A 22,669-nucleotide genomic window follows, 5' to 3' on the forward strand; every position below is an offset into this window, starting at 1 on the left:
GGCCGCGCCCTACCGGATCTGGGGAAGCATGAAGGACAGGACGGCATCCGCCCAGATCCCGACCAGCAGCGGCGCCAGGATCACGAGCCCGCCCAAGGCCAGCAGGATCGCCGCAGGCGCGCCGATGAAGACCACCGGCAGGGCCGGCATCACGCGGTTGATGACGCCCGTCAACGCCTGGAACAGGAACCCGCCCAAGGTGAAGGGCGCAGCCAGAAGCATCGCCAGCCAGAAGCTGTCGGCGATGATGCGCACGACCGCCATGACCAGCCCCTCGACCTGCGGCAGGTCCGCGGGCGGCCACAGGCGCAGGCTGTCGGCCATCAGGTCCACCATCATCACCGGCAGTCCCATCGCCATCAGGATGGCCAGGCCGCCCAGATGCAGCATGTTGCCGATGGGATGGGGCGACATCTCGTTCTGGATGCCCATGATCTGGGACAGCGACGCGGTGGCGGCGATGGCGGTCGTGGCGATGTCGATGGCCAGCGTCAGTAGGCGCAGCATCAACCCGGTCACCGTGCCCAGCACCAGCTCGACCGCGACCTGCCCGACCAGGCCCGGGGGCGTGTCAGGCATCTGCGGTCCGGCCGCGACCCCGGACAAAAGCGGCGTCAGGGCCAGCGCGACGGCGACCTTGACGCGGGTCGAGACCACCCGCTCGCCCAGTCCCGGCAGCGCCAGCACGCAGGCCTGCACGCGCACATAGACCAGCACCAGCGCCCAATCCAGGCCCGGAACGATGGCCTGAAGCTGGTCCCACATCACGCCGCCTCGACCGTGCCCAGAAGGCGCAGCTCGGCCGAGGGGTCGATCTCCTCCAGCCCCAGCACGGGAACCGCGACGCCGTTCGCCCCCAGCACCGCGCGCACCATCCGCCGTCGATGGTCGGGGGCGACCAGCACGGTGCGGGCCACCGGCTCGGCCAGGGACATGGCCTTGCGGACCGCGTCGATCAGCTTGCGCGACATGGCGGGCGTCATGGCGCCGCCGCCTGCCCGGCCGGTCTCGGCATCGGCGCGCACGAACTCGGCCTCCCATGCGGGATGCAGCTGGAGGGCCGCGACGCGGCCGGCCTCGTCGGAATACTGCTGGGTGATCTGGCCGCGCAGGCGCTTGCGCACCAGTTCGTAGATGGTCTCGGCCTGCTCGACATGGCGGAACTCGCAGATGGCGTCGACGATCAGCGGCAGGTTGCGGATCGAGATGCGCTCCTCCAGCAGCGCCCGCAGGATCGCCAGCAGCGTCTCGGGCGTGACCTTCTCGGGGATCATGCTGTCGAAATACTTGCGATAGCGTTCGGCGCGGCCGGTGTCGGACAGGGTCTTCAGCTCCTCGATCTGGCGCTGCATCGCGCCCAGGGTCAGCAGCGCGGGCAGGTTCGACTTGACCACCTCCATCAGGTGGGTGGACAGCACCTCCATCGGCGTGACGATGGTGGCGCCCATCGTCGCCGCATCCTCCTGATCGGCGGGCTGGATCCAGCGCGCGGGGCTGGAATAGACCGGCTCGCGCACCGCGACGCCGCGCAGGTCGGCCAGCACCGCGTCGGGACCCAGAGCCAGGATCTCGGCCGGGCGCAGCGTGCCGCGGCCCCGGATCACGCCGTGGATGCGGATCTGATAGTCGCCGGGCGGCAGGTCGTCGGTGTCGGTGATGCGCACGTCGGGCAGGATCAGGCCGAAGCTGCGGGCGATGTGGATGCGCAGGTTGCTGATCCGGCTGCCCAGACCGCGCGCCTGGTCCAGCGCGGTGACGATCAGGTCGGCCCCGATCTCGACGCTGATGTCGTCGGTGTCCAGCACGTCGCCGATGCGGGCGGCGGGACGCGCCGTGCCCTCGGCCTGTGGCAGTTCCGGCAGGGCCTCGTCGCGCATCCTCTGCCGCCGCGCGATGCTCCAGGCCAGAAAGCCCATGCCGCCGGCGATGCCGAAGAACAGCGGCTTGGGCATGCCCGGCACCAGCGAGATCACGACCATCGCGACCGCGACCATCGCGGCCGGCTGCCAGCTGCGGGTGAACTCGCTGGACATCAGTCCGGCGGTCGTCTCGGTCGCGCCGCCGCGAGACAGGAGCAGCGCCGCCGCCATCGAGGTGATCAGGGCGGGGATCTGGCTGACCAGACCATCGCCGATCGTCAGATGCGAATAGGTCGAGACCGCCTCGCCCACGGGCATGCCGTGGACGGTGATGCCGACCGCAAGGCCGACGCACAGGTTGATCAGCGTGATGACGATACCCGCAACCGCATCACCCTTGACGAATTTCGACGCCCCGTCCAGCGAGCCGAAGAAGCTGATCTCGCGCTGTTCGTTGATGCGGCGGCGCTTGGCTTCGTGGTGGTCGATGGCGCCCGCGTTCAGGTCGCCGTCGATGGCCAGCTGCTTGCCGGGCAGCGAATCCAGCGCAAAGCGCGCCGCAACCTCGGCCATGCGGCCCGATCCCTTGGTGATGACCATGAAGTTCACCACCGAGATCACCGCGAAGATCGTGATCCCGACCAGGATCGAACCGCCGGCCACGAAATCGGCGAAGCCGTTGATGACGTGACCGGCCGCCTCCTTGCCGTTCTGCCCCTCGGTCAGGATCAGCCGCGTCGAGGACACGTTCAGCGACAGGCGGATCACCAGGCTGACCAGCAAGAGGACCGGGAAGGCCTGAAAGTCGGTGGGCTTCTCGACCAGCGAGGCCATCACCAGGATCATCACCGCCGAGGCGATCGAGATCGCGATCCCGAAATCCAGCACGCTGGCCGGCAGCGGGATCACCAGCGAGATCACGACCAGAACGAGGCCGCCCGTGACCAGCAGCGGGGCGTCCAGGAATTTGCTCGACTTGCCCGCAAGGGCGGCGACAGGGGTCATTCGCGGGGCTCCGTTCTGGTGGCCGCGGGGCGCAGTAGGTCGTCAAGCGACCAGGGTCGTTCGGTCAGAAGGCCGATCCGGCGCAGATAGGCGATGGCCTGCAGGCGTTCGGCGCTGTCCATGTCCATCAGCATCACGCGATATTCGCGCGGCAGCCCGCGGCCCGACAGCAGCCAGTCGTCGGCCGTGCGCCGGAACGCGTCGATGCCCTCGGCCGCGACGGGTCCGGCTCCGAGGCACAGCGCCAGGATCAGCAGGCCCGCGCGCATGGTCAGGCGGCCTTCTTCAGTTCGCGCAGGGCGCCTTCCAGCGTGTCGAAGCTGGGCCGGACGTGCTCGGGAACGGTCTGGCGGCCGACCTCGACGCAGAGCGTCGTGGCGTGCTGATGCAGACCCGCGACCAGGACCGACTTCACCACCTCATAGAACCCCAGGTCCTGCTTGACGACCGCGCCGAGGCGATTGGCCAGCGGTGCCACGAACCCATAGGACAGGAACACCCCGAGGAACGTGCCGACCAGCGCCCCGCCGATCATCTTGCCCAGCACCGCGGGGGGCTGGTCGATCGAGGACATGGTCTTGATCACCCCCAGGACCGCCGCGACGATGCCCAGGGCGGGCAGCGCGTCCGCCATGTTCTGCAGGGCGTGGGGGACGTGCATCTCCTCCTCCTTCAGGACGGCGATGCGGCGCGACAGCATGTCCTCGACCTGATAGGGGTCGTCGTAGTTCAAACTGGCCGAGCGCAGCGTGTCCGCGATCAGCGAGACGACGTGATGATCCGCCGCCAGCTTGGGATAGGCGGTGAAGATCGGCGATTCGCCCGGATTCTCGATGTGCTGCTCCAGCGCGACGGGGTTCTCCTTGGCGATCTTCAGCAGCTGGAACATCAGGCACAGCACGTCCTGGTGATCCTGGGCGTTCCACTTGGGCCCCTTGAAGGCACGGATCAGCCCGCCCAGCGTGGCCTTCAGCGTGTGGCTATCATTGCCCAGCAGATAGGCGCCGACGGCGGCGCCCATGATCATCATCATCTCGAAGGGCAGCGAATGCAGGATGACGCCCATCTTGCCGCCGGCCAGCAGATAGCCACCGAAGACCATGACGATCGTGAGGAATATTCCGACGAAACCGAACATTGCGGGGGTCCTTATGGGTTGCGGACGCTGCGCGCGCCCATCTGCGCGGTCAGCAGGGCGGCCTGGCGGGGCTCGACCGCGGCGATGATGCGGGCGCCGGCCTCGGGCTGGACGCGCATCAGGATCTCGGCCGCGAATTCGGCGGGAAGGTTGGTCAGGATGGCGGCGGCCTCGGCGGGCTTCATCTGGTCGTAGAGCGCGACCAGGCGGTCGATGTCGGCGCGCACGGCCTGGGTCGCGCCGTCCTGCCGGGCGGTGACGCTGCCCTTCTGGGCGCGCAGCTCGGCCAGGCGCTCGCGCAGCGTCGATTCGGCTTGAACCAGCTCCGCCTTGCGGGTCTCGATGGACTCCATGTAGCGCTCGATGCGCAGGGCGCGGTCGCGCAGCTCCTCGGCCAGGGCCACGGCCTCGGGGACGTCGCCGCATCCCTCCAGGAGGTCCGACGGCGCGGCCACGGCGGCGAACAGGCGGGACAGGTCCTGCCCCTGCCACAGCATCGCCCCGGCGGGCAGCGCGAACATCAGCGTCAGCGCGGGCATCAGGTATCTAGCCATGGCTGACCTCGCGCTTGCGCAGGCGGCGGGCCGAGACCTGGGGCGCGGGGGCCTCGGAGGCGGCGGCGCCGATCCGCTGGCGCAGGTCCCAGATCGCACGTTCGCGCCGCGCGGTCTCGATCTCGTCGGCCAGGCGCTCGCTGGCGGATGTGGCCTCGTCGCGGGCGGCGCGGATGGCGCGCTCCAGGCGGTCGACCTCGGCGGCCATCACCGCGATGGCGCCGCCCAGCCCGCTTTCCAGGTCGTTCATCTTGCGCAGCCGCCGGGTGAGGCTGAAGCAGAAGACCCCCAGTCCCAGACAGGCGACCAGCAGCAGAATCTGCATCATGTGTTCCAAGGTCATTTGAAGCGAAACTCCGTGATCAGAAGGTCCTTGACCGGCTCCTCGCCCAGGACGAAGCGGGTCCGGGTCACCAGCTCGGCGCGGATCACCTCGAGGACGCCGCGCTTGTCGTAGGCGGCCGGGTCCACGCCCGAGAGGAAGGTCGTGAAGGCGTCCGAGACGCGCGGCATCAGGTGGGTCACCTCGGCCTTGTGGCTGGTGTCGGTCTCGATGGTGGCGGACAGGACCAGGCTGCGGGCGCGGCCGCCGGGAATCACGATCTCGATCGTGGGAATGTCGATGAACTCGACGCTGAGATGCTCGGTCGAGACCTCCGGTTCGGGCGTGCCCTGCAGAAGGGATGCGGGCGACCAGAAGCCCAGGTAGCTGGAGGCGAAACCCGCCCCGCCCAGGACCAGCGTCGCGGCCAGCGGAACCAGCAATCCTTTCTTCCGGGGCGCCTTTTCAGGGGCTGCGGCAACAATGTCCGTCATCGTGATTCTCCGTCCTGACCAGACCGAAATATCAGGTCGCGACTAACCAAATCTTAACATCGCCCATGTCATTTCAGGGTCAGACGACGATGGTCCGATGATTCGAAGGGGGACGGTTTTGCAAAAACTGCAGGACTACTGGAACGAGCGAAGCTCTCAGCAGAAGATGATCCTGGGCGCCGCGTTCCTGGGGACATTCCTCATGATCGCGGGCTTTGCCTGGCTTGCGAACCGGCCCAGCATGGCGCTGATCTATGGCGGTCTGGACAGCGCCCAGGCCGGCGAGGTCATCGCCGGGATCGAGCGGGCGGGCGTCCCCTACGAGGTGCGCGGCGACGCGATCTGGGTCGAGGCGGGTCAGCGCGACCGCCTGCGCATGGACCTCGCGGCCGAGGGCCTGCCTGCCGCCGGCAGCACCGGCTACGAGCTGCTGGACGGCATGTCGGGCTTCGGCACCACGTCGCAGATGTTCGACGCGGCCTATTGGCGCGCCAAGGAGGGCGAGCTGGCGCGCACCATCCTGGCGCTGCCGAACGTGGCCAGCGCGCGCGTGCATCTGGCCATCGAGAACGGCCGCGGCTACCGGCGCGACCAGAACGGCAGCGCCTCGGTCACGCTGACGACGAAGGGGGGCGCGATCACCCGCGAACAGGCGGCGGCGCTGAAGTATCTGGTGTCGTCCGGCGTGCCGGGGATGCAGCCCGAGCGCGTGACCGTCATCGATTCTCAGCGCGGCATCGTCGCCGCGACCGAGGATCAGTCCGGGGCCGACCGCGCTGCCGAGATGAAGCGCAACGTGGAGCGCATCCTGGAGCCTCATGTCGGCGTCGGCAATGCCATCGTCGAGCTGAACCTGGATCTGGTCACCGACACCGAGCTGCTGACCGAACAGCGCTTCGACCCCGAGCAGCGGGCGCTGATCTCGACCGTGACCGAGGAGACGACCGACCAGAGCAACTCGACCGGATCCGGCGCGGTGACCGCCGCCTCGAACCTGCCCGACACCGAGGAGCAGCCCGGCGACACCAGCCAGAGCAACCGCGCCGAGAACCGCAGCCAGGCCAACTACGAGGTCAGCCGCGTCACCCGCGAGGTGCAGCGCCAGCCCGGCTCGACCCGCCGCCTGACCGTCGCGGTGCTGGTCAACGGCACGACCCAGCCCGGCCCCGACGGACAGCCCGTGGCGATCGCCCGCCCCGAAGCCGAACTTCAGACGCTGCGCGAGCTGGTCGCCTCGGCCGTGGGCTTCGACGAGGCGCGGGGCGACCAGATCACCGTCAAGTCGCTGCCCTTCGCCGCCCTGGGCGAGGACGGCACCCTGGCGCAGCCCGGCCTGATGGACCGGCTGGCGCTGAACGATCTGGCGCGGATCGCGCTGATCGGGGTCTTCGCGCTGGCGATCATCCTGCTGGTCCTGCGCCCGATGATGCGCAACCGCACCCCCGCCCCCGCGCCGCTGCCGATGCTGGACACCAGCCTGCCGCCCATGCCGCCGATGATGGGCGGGCTGAACGGGATGATCGACGACGAGCCCTCGCCGGACAATCCCCGGGTGGTGCCGATCGAGTTTCCGGGGCTCGAGACACCGCTCTCGCTGCCGCCTGCGGACCCGGTCGCCCGGCTGAAGGCCATGATGAAGGAGCGTCATGACGAAAGCGTCAAGATCCTCTCCGGCTGGATCGACAACAAGGAGAAGGTGAATTGAGCCTGGCCATGTTCAAGCTGGAATCCTTCTCGAACGCCGTCGCCGCCCGCAGGGTCGAGGTCACCTATTCGCAGGCCGACCTGGACCAGGCCCATGCCGACGGCCGCGCCGAGGCCTTGGCCGAGGCACGGAACGCCGATCTCGCGGCCCTGGTCGCGGGGCTGGAGCAGGTCGCGGCCGGGCTGGCCGCCGAGGAGGCGCGCCGCCGCGAAATCCGGCAGGAGGCCATCGACGCGCTGGCGCCGATCCTGCATCAGGTGCTGGACCTGATGGCCCCACCCACCGCCTCGCGCCGGCTGGAGGAGGCGCTGCGGGCCGAGCTCACGCATCTGGCGCAACGGACCGAAGCACTGACGCTGCGCATCGCCTGCGGCGACGGGCTGCGCCCGCTGGCGGAACGCTGCCTGGCGCAGGCCGGGCTGGACGCGGTGGTGCTGGAGCCCGCGCGCGACGACCGCATCACCGTCACGCTGCAGGGCGGGCGGATCGACTTCACCCCCGACGGTATCGCGGATGACATCCGCAGCCTGATCGCGGAAATCTCTCAGGAGGACGGCACATGGACGCATTGAAGCATCTGATCGACACCGACACGATCCAGGTCGAGGTCACCATCCGGCTTGGCCGCACCCGCCAGACCGTGGCGCAGCTGTCGTCGCTGCGGGCCGACGACATCCTGGTGCTGGATCAGGCGATCGAGGACGGGGTCGAGATCTGCGTCGGCGACAAGGTCATCGCCCGGGGCGAGCTGACCGGCGACGGCACCACCGAGGACCGGCTCTGCGTCCGGGTCCTGGGCTCCACGGGGGCGGTGTGAGCATCTGGCGAACCCTCGCGGTCCTGACGGCTGTCGCGGCCCCGTCCGCGGCGCTGGCGCAGGACCTGGGGCAGGCGCTCGGGGCGGGTCTGGGCGACAACGCGGTGATGCTGGTGGTGGCGCTGACGGCGCTGTCGCTGGCGCCGGGCATCGCCATCATGGTGACGGCCTTCCCGTTCATCGTCACCGTTCTGTCGATCCTGCGCCAGTCCATCGGCCTGCAGCAGTCGCCGCCGAACATGCTGATCGTCAGCTTGGCGATCTTCCTGACCTGGTTCATCATGGACCCGGTCCTGCGAGAGGCTTGGACGGTGGCGGGCCAGCCGCTTCAGGCCGGCCAGATCGGCATCGCCGAGGCCCTGCAGCGCGGCATCGTCCCGTTCGAGGGGTTCATGGCCGCCCGCACCGACCCTGACGTGCTGGCCAACCTGGCCGAGATCGCCCCCGGCACCGGTCCCGAGGACCGGCTGTCGGTCCTGATCCCGTCCTTCATGCTGTCGGAAATCCAGCGCGCCTTCGAGATCGGCTTCCTGATCGCGCTCCCGTTCCTGATCATCGATCTGGTCGTGGCGGCGGTGCTGATGTCGATGGGCATGATGATGCTGCCCCCGGTGGTGGTGTCGCTGCCCTTCAAGCTGGCCTTCTTCGTCGTCGTCGACGGGTGGGGCATGATCGCAGGCGCGCTGGTGCGCAGCTACGCCCCCGGCTGATCGCGGCTCCGGGCCGGGCCTCAGGCCCGGTCCGACCGCCGCGCGGCCAGCGAGGGCACGCCCATCACCGTCAGGACCTTCTCCTCGATATGCTGGGCATTGAGGCAGGAGGCGTCATACATCGCCCGCGGCGCGTCGTGATCCACGAAGGCATCGGGCAGCACCATCGACCGGAACCGCAGGCCTTGGTCGAAGGCCCCCTCCTCGGCCAGCAGGTGCGCGACATGACTGCCGAAGCCGCCGACCGCACCCTCCTCGATGGTGATCAGCGCGTCGTGCCCCTGCGCCAGCGACAGGATCAGGTCGCGGTCCAGCGGCTTGGCAAAGCGCGCATCCGCCACCGTGGGCGTGATGCCCCGCGCCATCAGCGCCTCACGTGCGGCCATCACCTCGGACAGCCGCGTGCCGAAGGACAGGATCGCGACGCCCGAGCCCTCGGCGATCATGCGGCCCTTGCCGATGGGCAGGACCTCACCGCGCTCGGGCATCTCGACTCCGGTGCCCTCTCCGCGCGGAAAGCGGAAGGCGATGGGCCCGTCGTCATGGGCCGCGGCGGTGGCCACCATATGGGCCAGCTCCGCCTCGTCCGCGGCGGCCATCACGACGAAGCCGGGCAGGTTCGCCAGGAAGGCAATATCATAGGCCCCGGAATGCGTCGGCCCGTCCTGACCCACCAGCCCCGCCCGGTCGATCGCAAAGCGCACCGGCAGGCCCTGCACGGCCACGTCATGCACGACCTGATCGTAGCCGCGCTGAAGGAAGGTCGAATAGATCGCCACGAACGGCTTCATCCCCCCCGCCGCCAGGCCGGCGGCAAAAGTCACGGCGTGCTGCTCGGCGATGCCCACGTCGAAGCAGCGGCGCGGAAAGCGCTGCGCGAACTGCTTCAGGCCCGTTCCGTCCGGCATGGCCGCCGTCACGCCCAGGATGCGGTCGTCGCGCGACGCCTCGTCGATCAGCCCCTGCGCAAAGACCGCGGTATAACTGGGCGCATTCGATTTCGCCTTGGCCTGCACGCCGGTCAGCACGTCGAACTTGCCGGTCGCATGGCCCTTGTCGGCCGCGGTCTCGGCCGGAGCATAACCCTTGCCCTTCTTCGTCACGACGTGGATCAGCACCGGCCCGTCGGCCCGCGCCCGCACCGTGCGCAGCAGGGGCAGCAGCTGCTCCATGTCATGCCCGTCGACGGGACCGACATAGGAGAAGCCCAGCTCCTCGAACAGCGTGCCCCCCACGGTCATGCCCTTGAGCATCTCCTTGGCGCGGCGCGCGCCCTCCTGCAGGGCGTCGGGCAGCATGCCGACCGCGCCCTTGGCCACGGCCTTCAGCTCCTGGAAGGGACCGCCCGCGTAAAGTCGCGTGAGATAGGCCGACATCGCACCGACCGGGGGCGCGATGGACATCTCATTGTCGTTCAGGATCACGAACAGGCGCTTGCCCTCGTGGCCCGCATTGTTCAGCGCCTCATAGGCCATGCCCGCGCTCATGGCGCCGTCGCCGATGACGGCGATCGCGTCGCCCGGATCGCCGCCCAACTCCCGCGCCATCGCGAAACCCAGGGCCGCGCTGATCGAGGTCGAGGAATGCCCCGCCCCGAACGGGTCGTAGGGGCTCTCCGCGCGCTTGGTGAAGCCCGCCAGACCGCCGCCCATGCGCAGGGTGCGGATGCGGTCGCGCCGGCCGGTCAGAATCTTGTGCGGATAGCACTGATGTCCCACGTCCCAGATCAGCTTGTCGCGCGGCGTGTCGAAGACCGCGTGCAGGGCCACGGTCAGCTCGACCACGCCCAAGCCCGCGCCCAGATGGCCGCCGGTCACGCTAACCGCGCTGATCGTCTCGGCCCGCACCTCGTCGGCCAGCTGGCGCAGCTGCGCGTCGGTCAGGGATTTCAGATCCGACGGCAGGGTCACGCGGTCCAGAATCGGCGTCTTGGGTCGATCGGTCATGGCTGGCCCTCCTCGGGGCGGGCGTTCAGGTATCGCGCTCGATAACGAAACGCGCAAGCTCGTGCAAGTTTCCGGCCGCCGCACCATAGGCCGCCAGCGCGTCGATGCTGACGGCGACATGACGCCGCGCCTCGGCCCGCGCCCCGTCCAGGCCCAGCAGCGACACGAAGGTGGCCTTGCCCGCACCCGCATCCTTGCCGACGCGCTTGCCGGTCACGGTTTCGTCACCGGTCACGTCCAGGATGTCGTCGGCGATCTGGAACGCGAGGCCAAGCGCCTCGGCATAGCGGTCCAGCGCGGCCGGGTCCTCGCCCGCGATCCGCGCGCCCGCCGTGGCGGCAAAGCGGATCAGAGCCCCGGTCTTGCCCCCCTGCAATTCGGTGATCGCAGCCAGATCCAGCGGCGTTCCCGCCGTCTCGGCGGCGATGTCCAGCGCCTGACCCCAGACCATGCCCGCGGCCCCCGACGCCTGCGCCAGCGCCGCGACCAGCCGCATCTGCGCCTCCGCCGCCCCGATCCGCGGGTCGGTCAGCAGCTGGAAGGCCAGCGTCTGCAGCGCGTCACCCGCCAGGATGGCGGTGGCCTCGGTCCATTTCACATGCACCGTGGGCTGGCCGCGCCGCAGGTCGTCATCATCCATCGCGGGCAGGTCGTCATGGACCAGGCTGTAGGCATGCAGCGCCTCGACGGCCGCTGCCACGGGCAGGGCCGCGTCGTCGGACACCCCGTGCAGCCGCGCCGATTCCATCACCAGAAAGGCGCGCAGCCGCTTGCCGCCATGGGCCGCATAGGCCATCGCATCGCGCAGATCGCCCGGCGGCAGCGCCCCGATGGCGCGGTCCAGCTCGGCCTGAACGGCAGCGCGCACCTGCGCCAGACGCTCCTGCATCACAGGCCCTCGGCCGGGGTCGTGCCGACGGGCTGGCCGTTGGCGGCCACGGTGATCTTCTCGACCCGCTCCTCGGCCTCGCGCAGGCGTGCCTCACAATGCGCACGCAGGGCGGCGCCGCGTTCGTAGAGCGCGATGGATTCCTCCAGCGTCGCCTCGCCGGTCTCCAGCTTGCCGACCGTGGCCTCCAGCTCGCGCATGGCCTCCTCGAAGGAGAGGGTGTTGATATCGCTCATGCATCGGCCTCCAGCAGCACATCGACATGGGCCCGCACGCTGCGGCCCAAGGCGGCCAGATCATAGCCCCCTTCCAGGCAGGATACCACCGGCGCCCCGCCCGACGCCGCCAGGATGTCCCGCGTCAGGTCGCGGTAATCCTCGTCATCCCAGTCCAGCTGGGCCAGCGGATCGTCGCGATGCGCGTCAAACCCGGCCGAGATCAGCACCAACTGCGGCGACAGGTCGCGCATCCGCTCCAGCGCGCCGCGCCACTCCGCCCGCGCCAGCGCCCCGTCCGATCCCGGCGGCAGGGGCAGGTTCAGCACCTGCCCATGCGCCCCCCGTTCGGAGGCCGCGCCCGTGCCCGGCCACAGCGGCGCCTGCTGGCTGCTGACGAGCAGCACCCGCGCCTCGTCCCACAGCAGCGCCTGCGTGCCGTTGCCGTGATGCACGTCGAAATCCAGCACCGCCACCCGCTCCAGCCCGTGATGGTCCAGCGCGCGCCTTGCCGCGATGGCCACCGTGCCGAACAGGCAGAACCCCATCGACACCGCCGCCTCCGCATGATGGCCGGGCGGGCGCATCGCCACGAAGGCTGCCCGCGCCTGCCCCGCCAGCACCGCATCCACCGCCGCGCAGGCCCCGCCCACGGCCCGCAGGGCGGGCTCCAGGCTGCCGGGCGACAGATGCGTATCGGCGTCGATCTGCCGCGTCCCCGCCCCCGGCACCGCATCCCGCAGCGCCTGAAGATAGCTGGCCGGATGACAGCGCAAAATCTCGGCCTCATCGGCCAGCGGCGCCTCGCGCCGATCCAGCGGCAACCCCTCCAGCGCGGCCATCACCGCGTCGAAACGGGCCACCTGCTCGGGATGGCCCTCGGGCGTCACATGCTGTCGGGCGCTGTCATGCGAATACAGGATCACGGTCATCTCTCTCCTCCAGGGCGGGAGGCTAGAAGCCCCGCCCCGGATCGACAACCCGCCAATTCTTCTTCACGCAAATATCCCGGGGGGAGTCCGCAGGACGGGGGGGCAGCGCCCCCCCAGCAACGCCGGCTCAGACCGTCAGCCGCTGCCCGTCATGCCCCGCGATGGTCAGCGTCATCAGCGCGCCCTCGGGCTGATCGCTGTCAAAAGCCACCTCGGTGAACTGCTCGGTCCGTCCAAGCCGGGGCCCTTCGGTCAGCACCCGATGGGTCCGCCCCACCTGCGCCTCCAGATGCGTGCGCAGCGCCGCATCCCCCGCCGCCCGCAGCCGGGCGGCGCGATCACGGATCGCGGGGCCGGGCACGGCGGGCATGCGCGCCGCGGGCGTGCCCTTGCGCGCCGAATAGGGGAAGACATGCAGGAAGGTCAGACCGCAATCCTGAACCAGCTTCACGGAATTGTCGAACATCGCCTCGGTCTCGGTCGGGAAGCCCGCGATGATGTCGGCGCCGAAGACCATGTCGGGACGCAGCCGCCGCGCCTCCTCGCAGAAGGCGATGGCATCGTCGCGCAGGTGGCGGCGCTTCATCCGCTTCAGGATCATGTCGTCGCCCGCCTGCAGCGACAGGTGCAGATGCGGCATCAGGCGCGGTTCGGTCGCGATGGCCAGCATCAGGTTCTCGTCCGCCTCGATCGAATCGATCGAGCTGATCCGCAGGCGCGGCAGGTCCGGCACCAGCCGCAGGATGCGCATGACCAGATCGCCAAGCCGCGGCGTCCCCGGCAGGTCCGCGCCCCAGCTGGTCAGGTCCACCCCGGTCAGCACGACCTCGTTGAAGCCGCGCCCGACCAGGCGCTTGATCTGCTCGACCACGACGCCCGCCGGGACCGACCGGGAATTGCCGCGGCCGAAGGGAATGATGCAGAAGGTGCAGCGATGATCGCAGCCGTTCTGGACCTGCACATAGGCGCGGTGCCGCCCGAACCCGTCGATCAGATGGCCCGCAGTCTCGCGCACCGACATGATGTCGTCCACGACCACCTTCTCGGTCTCGCCGATCAGGTCGGGAGCGCGCAGGGAGGCCCAGGTCGCGGGCTGCATCTTCTCATGGTTGCCGATGACCTTGGTGACCTCGGGCATGGCGGCGAAGGTCTCGGGCTCGGTCTGGGCGGCGCAGCCGGTGACGATGACCGGCACGCCGGGGTTCTCGCGCGACAGGCGGCGGATCTCCTGGCGGGCCTTGCGGACGGCCTCGGCGGTGACGGCGCAGGTGTTCACCACGACCGCGCCGGACAGGCCCGCGGCCTCGGCCATCTCGCGCATGGCCTCGGTCTCATAGGCGTTCAGGCGACAGCCCAAGGTGGAGAAGACCGGCGCGCTCATGCCAGCCACGCGGGCGTCAGGCGCCCCTCGAAGACGATGGCGGTCGGCCCCTCCATCCAGACGCCATCCTCGCGCCAGTCGATCAGCAGTTCGCCGCCCGGCACCTGCACGCGCACGCGCCGCTCGGTCAGCCCGCGCCGCACGGCGGCCACCACCGCCGCGCAGGAGCACGACCCGGAGGCCAGCGTCGGCCCCGCCCCCCGTTCCCAGATGCGCAGCCGGATCGCGTCGCGCGACAGGACCTGCACGACCTCGACATTGGTGCGCTGCGGATACAGCGGGTGATGCTCGTGCTCCGGGCCGAAGCGGTCCAGATCGACGGCATCGGCATCCGCCACGAAGAAGGTGATGTGCGGATTGCCCATCCCCGTCGCCACCGGATCGCCCGCGACGGGCAGGTGGTCGATGTCGACCGCCTGCGCCAACGGGATCGCGCGCCAGTCCAGGACCGGCGGCCCCATGTTGACCTGCGTCAGTCCGCCCCCGGCATCCTCGGCCAGAAGCAGCCCGTGATCGGTGCGCAGGCGCAGCGACGCGGCCCCGGTCCGGTCCATCAGCCAGCGCGCGATGCAGCGCGTCGCGTTGCCGCAGGCCGCCGACAGCGACCCGTCCGCGTTCCAGAAGACCAGCCGCGCATCGGCGTCAGCGCAATCCTCGATCCCGGCCAGCTGGTCGAAGCCCACCCCGCGATGCCGGTCGGCGATGCGCGCGACAAGGTCCGCGCCGGGCCGGGGCCGCCCGCCGCGCAGGTCGAGGATCACGAAGTCGTTGCCCAACCCGTGCATCTTCAGGAAGGGCAGCCCCCCGTCAGGGGCGGTGCGTGGGGTCTGTGTCATGCGCGCCCTATACGCCCTGCGACGGGAAATCGCCAGATGGATCATTTTTCGGGTTGACGCCACCGGCCACCCCCCCTAGGAAGCGCCTCGTGATGGGCCCATAGCTCAGTTGGTAGAGCAACTGACTTTTAATCAGTGGGTCACAGGTTCGAATCCTGTTGGGCTCACCACTGTATCTCCTTCCGCTTGAAGACAGGCAGACCGCCGGGCAACCGCGGCGGGCTTCGGCCCGGTCGCAGGCGTCGGTGTCCTGCAACGATACCCTCATCGTCGAAATGCGAGCGCCGGAGGACGGCACCCGCGTCGTTCCGTCGCGACCGGTCAGAACAGGCGCGCGACCTCGGGGGCCGGGACGAATCGCCAGTTGCGGCGGGGGCCCGCCATCACGTTCAGGTAGTAGAGCTGAAAGCCCGGCGGCACCGTGCAGGGATGGTGGCCGCGCGGCACCAGGACCACGTCGTGATCACGAAGCGCCATCACCTCGTCCAGGCTGCCGTCATCGGTGTAGACCCGCTGCACGGCCCAGCCGTCGGGCGGGTCGATGCGGTGGTAGTAGGTCTCCTCCAGATAGGTGACGCGGGGAAAGTCGTCCTCGTCGTGGCGGTGGCTGGGATAGGAGGACCAGTGCCCGGCGGGGGTGAAGACCTCGGTCACCAGCAGGCTGTCGCAGGCGTCGCTGTCCTCCATGGCGATGTTGTTGATCCAGCGGGCGTTGTTGCCCTCGCCCCGCTGCGTCAGGACGATGCCCTCGGGGCCCAGACGCCGCGCGGGGCGCCCGCCCGCCGCGGGGGCCGCGCAGACGGCGATGAGACAGTCGGTCGTGGCCTGGGCCGTCCAGTCGGCGCCGGGGGGCACGTAGAGGCAATGGGGCGCCGAGCGTTCGAAGACGCTGGCGCGGTCGCCCAGGACGCCCCAGTCCTGCCCGGAGGCATGGACGGCAGCCTTGCCCTCGACCATCACCAGGATGACCTCGGTCGTTCCGGTGGCGGCCGCCACGCGGTCTCCGGGGCGCAGGGCGTGGAGCTGGAAGCCCACGTGCCGCCAGCCCGCATCGGCGGGGGTGATGCGGTGTATCTCGCCGTGGCGACCGAAGGGCCGTCGAAGAAGTCGGGTCATGCGCCTGTCCTTTCCTGTCCGCCTGCCGGAGCAGGCCTGCCGCGCCGACCCCATCGAGGGGTCGTCCCGGCAGTCGGGGCCGTCGCCCCTCCGACCCCGCCGCACACGCGGGTGCAGGTCCGCAGGCCGGGTCGCGTCGCGCGCTCAGCCATCGGCGTGGGGGTCCAGACCGGCCTCGCGGGCCGCGGCCTTCAGCGCCTTGAGACCCATCGCCTGATAGGTCAGCGGGTTGCGCAGGACGGGGTCCTGCTCGGCCTCGATCACCAGCCAGCCGTTGTAACCCGCCTGCGCCAGCATCCGGAGCAGCGGCACGAAGTCAATCGCGCCTTCCGGATCGCCCGGCACGGTGAAGGCCCCGGCCATGACGCCCTGCAGGAAGGACAGGCCTTCCGCGCGCACCCGCTCGGTCACCGGGCGACGGATGTTCTTGGCGTGAAAATGCGCGACGCGACCCGCGTGGCGCTTCAGCACGGCCAGCGGATCGCCGCCCCCGAAGGCGCAATGGCCCGCATCGAACAGCAGATGCGTCGCGGGCCCGGTCGCGGCCATCAGCGCGTCGATGTCCTCGGGGCTTTCGACGATGGTGCCCATGTGGTGGTGATAGGCCAGCGTGACCCCCTGCCCGGCCATCCAGGCGGCGAATTCCTCCAGCCTGGCGCCGAAGGCCGCCATCTGATCCGCCGACAGCCGGGGCCGGTCGTTCACGGCCACGTCGGGACTGCCATGCACCGTGTTCGAGCATTCGCAGACGATGCAGACGGTGCACCCGTTCGCCTTCAGCCGCTCCAGATGGGGCCCGACCGCCGCGATCTCCTCCGCGACCGAACGGGTCAGCAGATGCGTCGAATACCAGCCCGAGATGAAGCGCAGCCCGTATTCCGCCAGCAGGGATTTCAGTTCCTGCGGATCGTCGGGCCAGCGGTGGCCGTTCTCGATGCCGTCGAAGCCGATCTCGCGGCCCGCCTCGCGCAGAATCTGCTCGGTCGGGATATGGGCGCCGATCGACTGGTCGTCGTCATTGGCCCAGGCAATCGGGTTGGTGCCGTAAAGGATCATCGGGGTCCGCCTTCAGTTGATCGTGATCTGCCGCGCCATCCGGTCCAGATAGCGCGCATGGGCCTGTCGCAGGCCGTCGGTCGTGTCCGCATCGGGAATGGCCACGTCCCACCAGTGGCCCGCCCCCTCCAGCCCGTCGCCGGGGCCGGGCCGGGGGGTCGTCTCGATCACGATGACGGTGGGGATGTCGCGGCCGCGCGCTGCGGCGATCTCGGCCTCCAGCGCGGCCAGATCGGCGGCCCGGACCGCATGCGCGCCCATGCTGGCCGCATGGGCCACGAAGTCGATCGCGGGCTGGGCCGCGACGCGGCTGTCGGCATAGAGGTTGTTGAAGGGCGCCCCCCCGCAATGCGCCTGCAGCCGGTTGATGCAGCCATAGCCGCGATTGTCGGTCAGGATCACCGTGAAGGGCACGCGGCGCATGACGGCCGTGACCAGCTCGCTGTTGGCCATCATGTAGCTGCCGTCGCCCACGAAGCACAGCACCTGCCGCTCGGGCCTGGCCAAGGCCAGCCCCATCGCGCCCGCGATCTCGTATCCCATGCAGGAGAAGCCGTATTCCATGTGATAGCCGCCCTGCGACGCCTGCCACAAGAGCTTCAGCGCGCCGGGCATGGTGCCGGCCGCGCACATGGCGATGCCTTCGGGCGCCGCGCGCTGCACGGCGCCGATCACCTGCGCATCGGTCGGCAGGCCTTGGGGCGCGGTGGCGCAATGCGCATCCACCGCGGCCAGCCAGTCCGCGCGCGGCCGCGTGTCGGGATCGAAGCGCAGATCGCCCAAGGCGCGGCTCAGCGCCTCGAGCGCGACCCGCGCATCGGCGACCAGCGTCATCGCGCCATGCTTGCCGGCATCATGGGGCTGCACGTTGATTCCCAGGATCGGCGCCCCGAACAGCGTGCGCGATCCGGTGGTGAAATCCTGCAGCCGCGTGCCGACCGCGACGACCAGATCGGCCGCCTGCGCCACCGCATTGGCCGCGGCGGACCCATCGACCCCCGCCGCACCGAAATTCATCGGATGCGCCTGCGCCAAGGCGGACTTGCCCGCCTGCGTCTCGATCACCGGGACGGCATGGCGGGTCACGAAATCGGCCAGAACCGCTTCGGCACCCGAATGGATCACGCCCCCGCCGCAGACGATGACTGGCGCGCGCGCCGCCCGGATCGCCTCGGCCGCGCGGGCCAGCTCGCCCGCATCGGGCGCGGGGCGGCGGATATGCCAGACGCGGGGCTGAAAGAACGCCTCGGGCCAATCATGGGCCTCGGCCTGCACATCTTGGCAGAAGGCCAGGCAGACCGGCCCGCATTCCGCAGGGTCCGTCATCACCCGCATGGCGCGGGGCAGCGCGCTCAGCAGATGCTCGGGCCGGGTGATGCGGTCGAAATAGCGCACCACGGGACGAAAGCAGTCGTTGGCGCTGACCGTGCCATCCCCGAAATCCTCGATCTGCTGCAGCACCGGATCGGGGCGGCGGTTGGCAAAGACGTCGCCCGGGATCAGCAGCAGCGGCAGGCGGTTCACATGGGCGACCGCGGCAGCGGTGACCATGTTCGTGGCGCCGGGCCCGATGCTGGCCGTGACCGCCTGCGCGCGCCTGCGCCCATGCCCCTTGGCAAAGGCGATGGCCGCATGGGCCATGGTCTGCTCGTTCTGCCCGCGCCATGTCGGCAGGGCGTCGCCCGCCTCCTGCAGCGCCTGGCCCAGCCCCGCCACGTTGCCATGCCCGAAGATCGCCCAGACCCCGTCGATGAACCGCTCGCCCTCCTCGGTCATCTGCACCGACAACCAGCGCACCATCGCCTGCGCCGCGGTCAACCGCACCGTCTCACCCATGACCTGCCCCTTCTTCTTCACGAAAACATCCCGCGGGGGGAAATCCCGCAGGGATTGGGGGGCGCGAAGCCCCCCTGCCGCCCTCACGCCGCATCGCGCGCCGCATCCCAGATCGCGCACAGCCGCCGATAACGTGCCGCCATCTCCGCCACCGCATCCGCGTCCCCTACCCGCCCCGCGAACCAGTCCCGCGCCACTGCGCCGAAGATCGTCCGCCCGACCGCAAAGCCCCGCACCAGCGGAAACCGCGCCGCCACGGCGAAGCTGGCCGCCAGCTCGGCCTCGGGCGCGTCCAGCCCCAGCACGACGATGCCGCGCGTGTGGCGGTCATGCGCCTCGATGGCGGCGATGGCCTTGGCCCAGGCCTCCGCGCTGGTCAACGGCTCCAGCTTCCACCAGTCGGGATGGATCCCCGCCGCATAGAACTGTTCGATCAGCGTGGCGGTCGTGTCCTCATCGACCGGCCCGACCTTGGACGGGATGATCTCCAGCAGGAACTCCAGCCCGTTCCGGCGCGCGGCGGTGTAAAGCCGCAGAACCGTCGCCTCCTGCTCGGCCCGCAGCGCCGCGTCATCGTCCGGGTGGCAGAAGCACAGCACCTTCACGACGTTCTCGCGCGCCCATTCCGACAGGCCTCCGCAATCGGGGCCCAGTTCCGGTTCCAGCGCCAGGGGCCGCGATCCGGGCCATTCGGCGGGCCGCCCGATCCAGAGCCCCGTTCCGCTGGCCGCATGCAGCGCCGTGCGCCCGATCCGGTCGTCGCAGAGGATGCCATATCCCCCCTGCCCGTCCTGCACCGCCAGCGCCGCCTCCAGGCACAGCCGCTTGAAGGCCCCGCCCTTCTCGGGCGTATAACCCTCCATCGCCTCCAGCTGCATCCGGTGATCGAAGGCAAAGACCCGCATCGTGGTCCAGTCGCCGCCCATCCGTCCCTGCCGGTTGGTCGCCCAATGCACCTGCTCGAGCGCGGCATCGTTCCTCAGATCGGGCCGCACCACGCCGCGCTCCAGGAAGAAGCGCAGCTCCTCCAAGCTGGGATAGGCGGGCGTGCAGCCATGGCGGCTGACCGCAAAGGCGCCGCAGGCATTGGCGTATTCCAACGCGCGGGGCCAGCTTCCGCCGTCCAGCCACCCCTTCAGCAGGCCCGAAAAGAACCCGTCCCCCGCGCCCAGCACGTTGAAGACCTCGATCGGGAAGCCCGGTCCCGCCTCTCCGTCGTCCAGGCTGTCGGGGATCGCGCCGGTGAAGGCCACCGCCCCCTTGGCGCCGCGCTTGCAGACCAGCGTCGCGTCCGACACCGCGCGGACCGCGCGCAGCGCCGCCAGCGTGTCGGTCGTGCCGCCGGCGATGTGGAACTCCTCCTCGGTGCCGACGATCAGGTCGAACAGATGCAGGGTCGCCGCCAGCTTGGCCGTCACTGCGGCGCTTTCGACAAAGCGGCTCTCGCCCTCGCCGTGCCCCGCCACGCCCCACAGGTTCGGGCGATAGTCGATGTCCAGCGCGGTTCTTGCGCCATGGGCCCGCGCCATGTCCAGCGCGCGCATCACCGCGGCCTCGGTCATGGGGTTCGACAGGTGGGTTCCGGTCGCCAGCACGCAGCGGGCCTGGGCGATGAGGTCCTCGTCGATGTCATCCTCGGATAGGGCCATGTCGGCGCAATTCTCGCGATAGAAGATCAGCGGAAAGCTGTCCTGATTGCGGATGCCCAGGATCACCAGCGCGGTCAGGCGGTCCGGATCGGTCGCCACCCCGCGCACATCGACGCCCTCGCGGATCAGCTGTTCGCGGATGAAGCGCCCCATATGCTCGTCGCCGACCCGGGTAATGACCGCCGACCGCAGGCCCAAGCGTGCCGTGCCGCAGGCGATGTTCGTGGGGCTGCCGCCGATATATTTGGCGAAGGACCCCATATCCTCCAGCCGCCCGCCGACCTGCTGGCCATAGAGGTCGACGCTGCTGCGTCCGATGGTGATCACGTCAAGCGTCTTCATGCGCCCTCCAGGGAAACGGGGCGACCGGCGCTGGTCGCCATGGCGTGGATGATCCGTTCGACGATCAGTCCGGCGGCGAAGTCCGGCCCGCAGGGCGCGCCGCCGCCGATCGCGCGGATCAGGTCGCGGCATTCCACGACCTTCTGTTCGTTGAAGCCGAAGCCATGCCCCGGCGCGGGGCAGAAAGCCGCGAAATCGGGCTGGTCCGGCCCGGTGACATGGCGCACGAATCCCGCATCCCCCGCGCGATGCACCCACAGCTCGTTCATGTGCTCCTGATCGAAGACCAGCGTGCCCTCCGATCCGTGCACCTCCCATTGCAACCGGCACTTGCGGCCCCGCGCCACGCGGGAGGTGGCGAACGACCCCTGCGCGCCGCTGGCAAAGCGGATCAGGGCCAGGGCGCTGTCCTCATTCTCGACCGCGCGGGGGCCCTCGGGCGAGGGGCGCGTCGGCACGGCGATCTGGGTCATGGCGGTCAGTTCGGCCACCGGTCCCATCAGCGCGACCATGACGCTGACCAGGTGACAGCCCAGATCGCCAAGCGCGCCCAGACCGCCCCCGTGATGCGTCATGCGCCACGACCAGGGCAGGCTGGGATCGGCCGAATAATCCTCGTCATAGACGCCGCGAAAGGCCAATGGCTGCCCGATCGCGCCATCCGCGACCATCGCGCGCGCGGCCTGAAAGGCCGGGCTGCGCAGATAGTTGTAGCCCAGCAGCGTCACCTGATCGGGATGCGCGGCGGCCAGATCGGCCATGGCCTGCGCATCCTGCAGCGTCAGGGCCATGGGCTTTTCCAGCCAGACATGCTTGCCCGCGCGCAGTGCCGCTTCCGCCATCGCGCGGTGCAGACCGTTGGGCGTGGTGATGCTGACCACATCGACGCCCGGGTCGGCGACCGCGGCCTGCCAATCGGCCGTGGCGCGGGCAAAGCCCCAGGCGCGGGCCAGATCGTCCGGCGCCGCGGCATCGGCCAGCACCTCCAGCCGGGGCGGCACCCCGCCGAAGGCCGTCGCCACGTTGCGCCAGGCCATGGCATGGCACTTGCCCATGAAGCCTGTGCCGATCAGCGCCACGCCAAGCGTCATCAGACCGTCCCCCCCAGGCTGCCTTCCAGCTTGGCCAGCTCCTGCCCGCCGGCCATCAGGTCCTGCAGTTCGGCGGCGTCGATCTGGCCCTTGTCGGCGGTGCCGAGCGTCTGGCCCCGGTTCAGCACCGTGAAGCGGTCGCCCACGGCCAGCGCGTGGCGCACGTTGTGGCTGATGAAGACCACGCCCACGCCCTGCGCCCGCACCCGCGCGATGGTCGCCAGCACGTTCGAGGTCTGGCGCACGCCCAAGGCGCTGGTCGGCTCGTCCAGGATCAGCACCTTGGCGCCGAAATGGACGGCCCGTGCGATGGCCACCGTCTGGCGTTCGCCGCCCGACAGGGTGCCCACCGCCTGATCGGGGGCGCGCAGGTTGATGCCCATCTGGCGCATCTTCTCCATCGTGATGCGGTTCGCGGTTTCCAGGTCAAACCGCTTGATGAAGCGGCCCTTGGTGGGTTCGCGCCCCATGAAGAAGTTGCGCGTGACGCTCATCAGCGGGATCATGGCAAGGTCCTGGAAGACCGTGGCGATGCCCGCCTCCATCGCGTCGCGGGGGCTGTCGAACTGCATCGGGCGGCCTTCGAAGGTGATCGTGCCCTCGGTCGGCTTGTGGACGCCCGACATGGTCTTGATGAAGGTCGATTTCCCCGCGCCGTTGTCGCCCAGAAGGCAGTGGCATTCGCCGGGCCGCACGTCGAAGGTGACGCCGTTCAGGGCGATCACGTTGCCGAAGCGCTTCTTGATGTTCTCCATGCGGATGATGGGTTGGGTCAT

General features: G+C 69.8%; 23 protein-coding genes and 1 tRNA gene. 5 read left to right on the forward strand and 19 right to left on the reverse strand.

Annotated features, from left to right (window positions below):
• Positions 1-9: 9 nt before the first annotated feature.
• The 7 genes from AACG61_RS14740 to fliL are packed head-to-tail and all read right to left on the reverse strand — an operon-like array spanning position 10 to position 5,372.
• Positions 10-765: a flagellar biosynthetic protein FliR gene (locus AACG61_RS14740; RefSeq protein ID WP_411837855.1), complete on the reverse strand. Its 756-nt coding sequence runs from the start codon at positions 763-765 to the stop codon at positions 10-12.
• Entirely contained in the window at positions 765-2,864 is a 2,100-nt protein-coding gene (locus AACG61_RS14745) for a flagellar biosynthesis protein FlhA (RefSeq protein WP_411837856.1), read from the reverse strand. The genes AACG61_RS14740 and AACG61_RS14745 overlap by 1 nt, the downstream gene beginning before the upstream one ends.
• Positions 2,861-3,133, reverse strand: coding sequence for a hypothetical protein (locus AACG61_RS14750; protein ID WP_411837857.1), 273 nt, complete (start codon positions 3,131-3,133; stop codon positions 2,861-2,863). Before AACG61_RS14750 ends, AACG61_RS14745 begins: the two co-directional genes overlap by 4 nt.
• A gap of 2 nt (positions 3,134-3,135) precedes the next feature.
• Positions 3,136-4,002: a flagellar motor stator protein MotA gene (gene motA / locus AACG61_RS14755; protein ID WP_127897678.1), complete on the reverse strand. Its 867-nt coding sequence runs from the start codon at positions 4,000-4,002 to the stop codon at positions 3,136-3,138.
• 11 nt (positions 4,003-4,013) lie between these two features.
• Positions 4,014-4,556 carry a MotE family protein gene (locus AACG61_RS14760; protein WP_411837858.1) on the reverse strand — a complete coding sequence of 181 codons (543 nt, stop codon included), beginning with the start codon at positions 4,554-4,556 and terminating at the stop codon, positions 4,014-4,016.
• A complete protein-coding gene (locus tag AACG61_RS14765; RefSeq protein ID WP_411837859.1) occupies positions 4,549-4,884 on the reverse strand; it encodes a hypothetical protein in 336 nt (111 codons plus the stop codon). The genes AACG61_RS14760 and AACG61_RS14765 overlap by 8 nt, the downstream gene beginning before the upstream one ends.
• Before the next feature lie 11 nt (positions 4,885-4,895).
• Positions 4,896-5,372, reverse strand: coding sequence for a flagellar basal body-associated protein FliL (gene fliL / locus AACG61_RS14770; protein WP_411837860.1), 477 nt, complete (start codon positions 5,370-5,372; stop codon positions 4,896-4,898).
• A 118-nt stretch (positions 5,373-5,490) separates the two neighbouring features.
• Between fliL and fliF the strand changes: the two genes are divergently transcribed.
• The 4 genes from fliF to fliP are packed head-to-tail and all read left to right on the forward strand — an operon-like array spanning position 5,491 to position 8,604.
• Positions 5,491-7,077, forward strand: a complete 1,587-nt coding sequence (gene fliF / locus AACG61_RS14775) for a flagellar basal-body MS-ring/collar protein FliF (protein ID WP_411837861.1) — start codon at positions 5,491-5,493, stop codon at positions 7,075-7,077.
• An 8-nt stretch (positions 7,078-7,085) separates the two neighbouring features.
• Entirely contained in the window at positions 7,086-7,649 is a 564-nt protein-coding gene (locus AACG61_RS14780; protein ID WP_411837862.1) for a hypothetical protein, read from the forward strand.
• Positions 7,637-7,894: a FliM/FliN family flagellar motor switch protein gene (locus tag AACG61_RS14785; protein WP_411837863.1), complete on the forward strand. Its 258-nt coding sequence runs from the start codon at positions 7,637-7,639 to the stop codon at positions 7,892-7,894. The genes AACG61_RS14780 and AACG61_RS14785 overlap by 13 nt, the downstream gene beginning before the upstream one ends.
• 2 nt (positions 7,895-7,896) lie before the next feature.
• A complete protein-coding gene (gene fliP / locus AACG61_RS14790) occupies positions 7,897-8,604 on the forward strand; it encodes a flagellar type III secretion system pore protein FliP (RefSeq protein ID WP_411839538.1) in 708 nt (235 codons plus the stop codon).
• A gap of 20 nt (positions 8,605-8,624) precedes the next feature.
• On the opposite strand, the gene dxs is transcribed toward fliP, so the two are convergent.
• The 6 genes from dxs to dapF all read right to left on the reverse strand — a co-directional run bounded on the left by dxs (position 8,625) and on the right by dapF (position 14,803).
• Positions 8,625-10,550, reverse strand: a complete 1,926-nt coding sequence (dxs, locus tag AACG61_RS14795; RefSeq protein ID WP_411837864.1) for a 1-deoxy-D-xylulose-5-phosphate synthase — start codon at positions 10,548-10,550, stop codon at positions 8,625-8,627.
• Between the two features lie 25 nt (positions 10,551-10,575).
• Positions 10,576-11,439: a polyprenyl synthetase family protein gene (locus AACG61_RS14800; protein WP_411837865.1), complete on the reverse strand. Its 864-nt coding sequence runs from the start codon at positions 11,437-11,439 to the stop codon at positions 10,576-10,578.
• Positions 11,439-11,675, reverse strand: coding sequence for an exodeoxyribonuclease VII small subunit (locus tag AACG61_RS14805; protein WP_411837866.1), 237 nt, complete (start codon positions 11,673-11,675; stop codon positions 11,439-11,441). Before AACG61_RS14805 ends, AACG61_RS14800 begins: the two co-directional genes overlap by 1 nt.
• Positions 11,672-12,586, reverse strand: coding sequence for a histone deacetylase family protein (locus AACG61_RS14810; RefSeq protein ID WP_411837867.1), 915 nt, complete (start codon positions 12,584-12,586; stop codon positions 11,672-11,674). The genes AACG61_RS14805 and AACG61_RS14810 overlap by 4 nt, the downstream gene beginning before the upstream one ends.
• Positions 12,587-12,713: 127 nt before the next feature.
• Positions 12,714-13,967 carry a tRNA (N(6)-L-threonylcarbamoyladenosine(37)-C(2))-methylthiotransferase MtaB gene (gene mtaB / locus AACG61_RS14815; protein WP_411837868.1) on the reverse strand — a complete coding sequence of 418 codons (1,254 nt, stop codon included), beginning with the start codon at positions 13,965-13,967 and terminating at the stop codon, positions 12,714-12,716.
• Positions 13,964-14,803: a diaminopimelate epimerase gene (gene dapF, locus AACG61_RS14820; protein WP_411837869.1), complete on the reverse strand. Its 840-nt coding sequence runs from the start codon at positions 14,801-14,803 to the stop codon at positions 13,964-13,966. Before dapF ends, mtaB begins: the two co-directional genes overlap by 4 nt.
• A gap of 94 nt (positions 14,804-14,897) precedes the next feature.
• Here dapF and AACG61_RS14825 point away from each other — a divergent pair.
• Positions 14,898-14,973 (forward strand) — tRNA-Lys (locus AACG61_RS14825).
• A gap of 151 nt (positions 14,974-15,124) precedes the next feature.
• On the opposite strand, the gene iolB is transcribed toward AACG61_RS14825, so the two are convergent.
• From iolB to AACG61_RS14855, 6 genes are all read right to left on the reverse strand, one after another.
• Positions 15,125-15,919 (reverse strand): 5-deoxy-glucuronate isomerase, encoded by a 795-nt coding sequence (iolB, locus tag AACG61_RS14830; RefSeq protein ID WP_411837870.1) that lies wholly within the window; start codon positions 15,917-15,919, stop codon positions 15,125-15,127.
• Positions 15,920-16,063: 144 nt separating this feature from the next.
• Positions 16,064-16,975 (reverse strand): myo-inosose-2 dehydratase, encoded by a 912-nt coding sequence (gene iolE, locus AACG61_RS14835; RefSeq protein ID WP_411837871.1) that lies wholly within the window; start codon positions 16,973-16,975, stop codon positions 16,064-16,066.
• 12 nt (positions 16,976-16,987) lie between these two features.
• Positions 16,988-18,811 carry a 3D-(3,5/4)-trihydroxycyclohexane-1,2-dione acylhydrolase (decyclizing) gene (iolD, locus tag AACG61_RS14840; protein ID WP_411839539.1) on the reverse strand — a complete coding sequence of 608 codons (1,824 nt, stop codon included), beginning with the start codon at positions 18,809-18,811 and terminating at the stop codon, positions 16,988-16,990.
• A gap of 83 nt (positions 18,812-18,894) precedes the next feature.
• Complete coding sequence (locus AACG61_RS14845) at positions 18,895-20,802, reverse strand: bifunctional 5-dehydro-2-deoxygluconokinase/5-dehydro-2-deoxyphosphogluconate aldolase (RefSeq protein WP_411837872.1); 1,908 nt, start codon at positions 20,800-20,802, stop codon at positions 18,895-18,897.
• The gene (locus AACG61_RS14850) at positions 20,799-21,893 is read right to left on the reverse strand and encodes a Gfo/Idh/MocA family protein (RefSeq protein ID WP_411837873.1); all 1,095 of its coding nucleotides are present in this window, start codon (positions 21,891-21,893) and stop codon (positions 20,799-20,801) included. The genes AACG61_RS14845 and AACG61_RS14850 overlap by 4 nt, the downstream gene beginning before the upstream one ends.
• Positions 21,893-22,669 carry an ATP-binding cassette domain-containing protein gene (locus AACG61_RS14855; RefSeq protein ID WP_046001566.1) on the reverse strand — a complete coding sequence of 259 codons (777 nt, stop codon included), beginning with the start codon at positions 22,667-22,669 and terminating at the stop codon, positions 21,893-21,895. Before AACG61_RS14855 ends, AACG61_RS14850 begins: the two co-directional genes overlap by 1 nt.

This window comes from Paracoccus sp. ME4 (assembly GCF_046736325.1).
Classification (GTDB): Bacteria; Pseudomonadota; Alphaproteobacteria; order Rhodobacterales; family Rhodobacteraceae; genus Paracoccus.

What these genes read in the sequence shown, in the direction of transcription:
- AACG61_RS14750 (WP_411837857.1), bottom strand. Translation starts at nt 3,133, where the DNA reads ATGCGCGCGGGCCTGCTGATCCTGGCGCTGTGCCTCGGAGCCGGACCC.
- AACG61_RS14740 (WP_411837855.1), bottom strand. Translation starts at nt 765, where the DNA reads ATGTGGGACCAGCTTCAGGCCATCGTTCCGGGCCTGGATTGGGCGCTG.
- AACG61_RS14785 (WP_411837863.1), top strand. Translation starts at nt 7,637, where the DNA reads ATGGACGCATTGAAGCATCTGATCGACACCGACACGATCCAGGTCGAG.
- AACG61_RS14855 (WP_046001566.1), bottom strand. Translation starts at nt 22,669, where the DNA reads ATGACCCAACCCATCATCCGCATGGAGAACATCAAGAAGCGCTTCGGC.
- AACG61_RS14760 (WP_411837858.1), bottom strand. Translation starts at nt 4,556, where the DNA reads ATGGCTAGATACCTGATGCCCGCGCTGACGCTGATGTTCGCGCTGCCC.
- dapF (WP_411837869.1), bottom strand. Translation starts at nt 14,803, where the DNA reads ATGACACAGACCCCACGCACCGCCCCTGACGGGGGGCTGCCCTTCCTG.
- AACG61_RS14765 (WP_411837859.1), bottom strand. Translation starts at nt 4,884, where the DNA reads ATGATGCAGATTCTGCTGCTGGTCGCCTGTCTGGGACTGGGGGTCTTC.
- iolB (WP_411837870.1), bottom strand. Translation starts at nt 15,919, where the DNA reads ATGACCCGACTTCTTCGACGGCCCTTCGGTCGCCACGGCGAGATACAC.
- AACG61_RS14800 (WP_411837865.1), bottom strand. Translation starts at nt 11,439, where the DNA reads ATGCAGGAGCGTCTGGCGCAGGTGCGCGCTGCCGTTCAGGCCGAGCTG.
- iolE (WP_411837871.1), bottom strand. Translation starts at nt 16,975, where the DNA reads ATGATCCTTTACGGCACCAACCCGATTGCCTGGGCCAATGACGACGAC.
- AACG61_RS14850 (WP_411837873.1), bottom strand. Translation starts at nt 21,893, where the DNA reads ATGACGCTTGGCGTGGCGCTGATCGGCACAGGCTTCATGGGCAAGTGC.
- motA (WP_127897678.1), bottom strand. Translation starts at nt 4,002, where the DNA reads ATGTTCGGTTTCGTCGGAATATTCCTCACGATCGTCATGGTCTTCGGT.
- AACG61_RS14780 (WP_411837862.1), top strand. Translation starts at nt 7,086, where the DNA reads ATGTTCAAGCTGGAATCCTTCTCGAACGCCGTCGCCGCCCGCAGGGTC.
- AACG61_RS14810 (WP_411837867.1), bottom strand. Translation starts at nt 12,586, where the DNA reads ATGACCGTGATCCTGTATTCGCATGACAGCGCCCGACAGCATGTGACG.
- AACG61_RS14845 (WP_411837872.1), bottom strand. Translation starts at nt 20,802, where the DNA reads ATGAAGACGCTTGACGTGATCACCATCGGACGCAGCAGCGTCGACCTC.
- iolD (WP_411839539.1), bottom strand. Translation starts at nt 18,811, where the DNA reads ATGGGTGAGACGGTGCGGTTGACCGCGGCGCAGGCGATGGTGCGCTGG.
- mtaB (WP_411837868.1), bottom strand. Translation starts at nt 13,967, where the DNA reads ATGAGCGCGCCGGTCTTCTCCACCTTGGGCTGTCGCCTGAACGCCTAT.
- AACG61_RS14805 (WP_411837866.1), bottom strand. Translation starts at nt 11,675, where the DNA reads ATGAGCGATATCAACACCCTCTCCTTCGAGGAGGCCATGCGCGAGCTG.
- AACG61_RS14745 (WP_411837856.1), bottom strand. Translation starts at nt 2,864, where the DNA reads ATGACCCCTGTCGCCGCCCTTGCGGGCAAGTCGAGCAAATTCCTGGAC.
- fliL (WP_411837860.1), bottom strand. Translation starts at nt 5,372, where the DNA reads ATGACGGACATTGTTGCCGCAGCCCCTGAAAAGGCGCCCCGGAAGAAA.
- dxs (WP_411837864.1), bottom strand. Translation starts at nt 10,550, where the DNA reads ATGACCGATCGACCCAAGACGCCGATTCTGGACCGCGTGACCCTGCCG.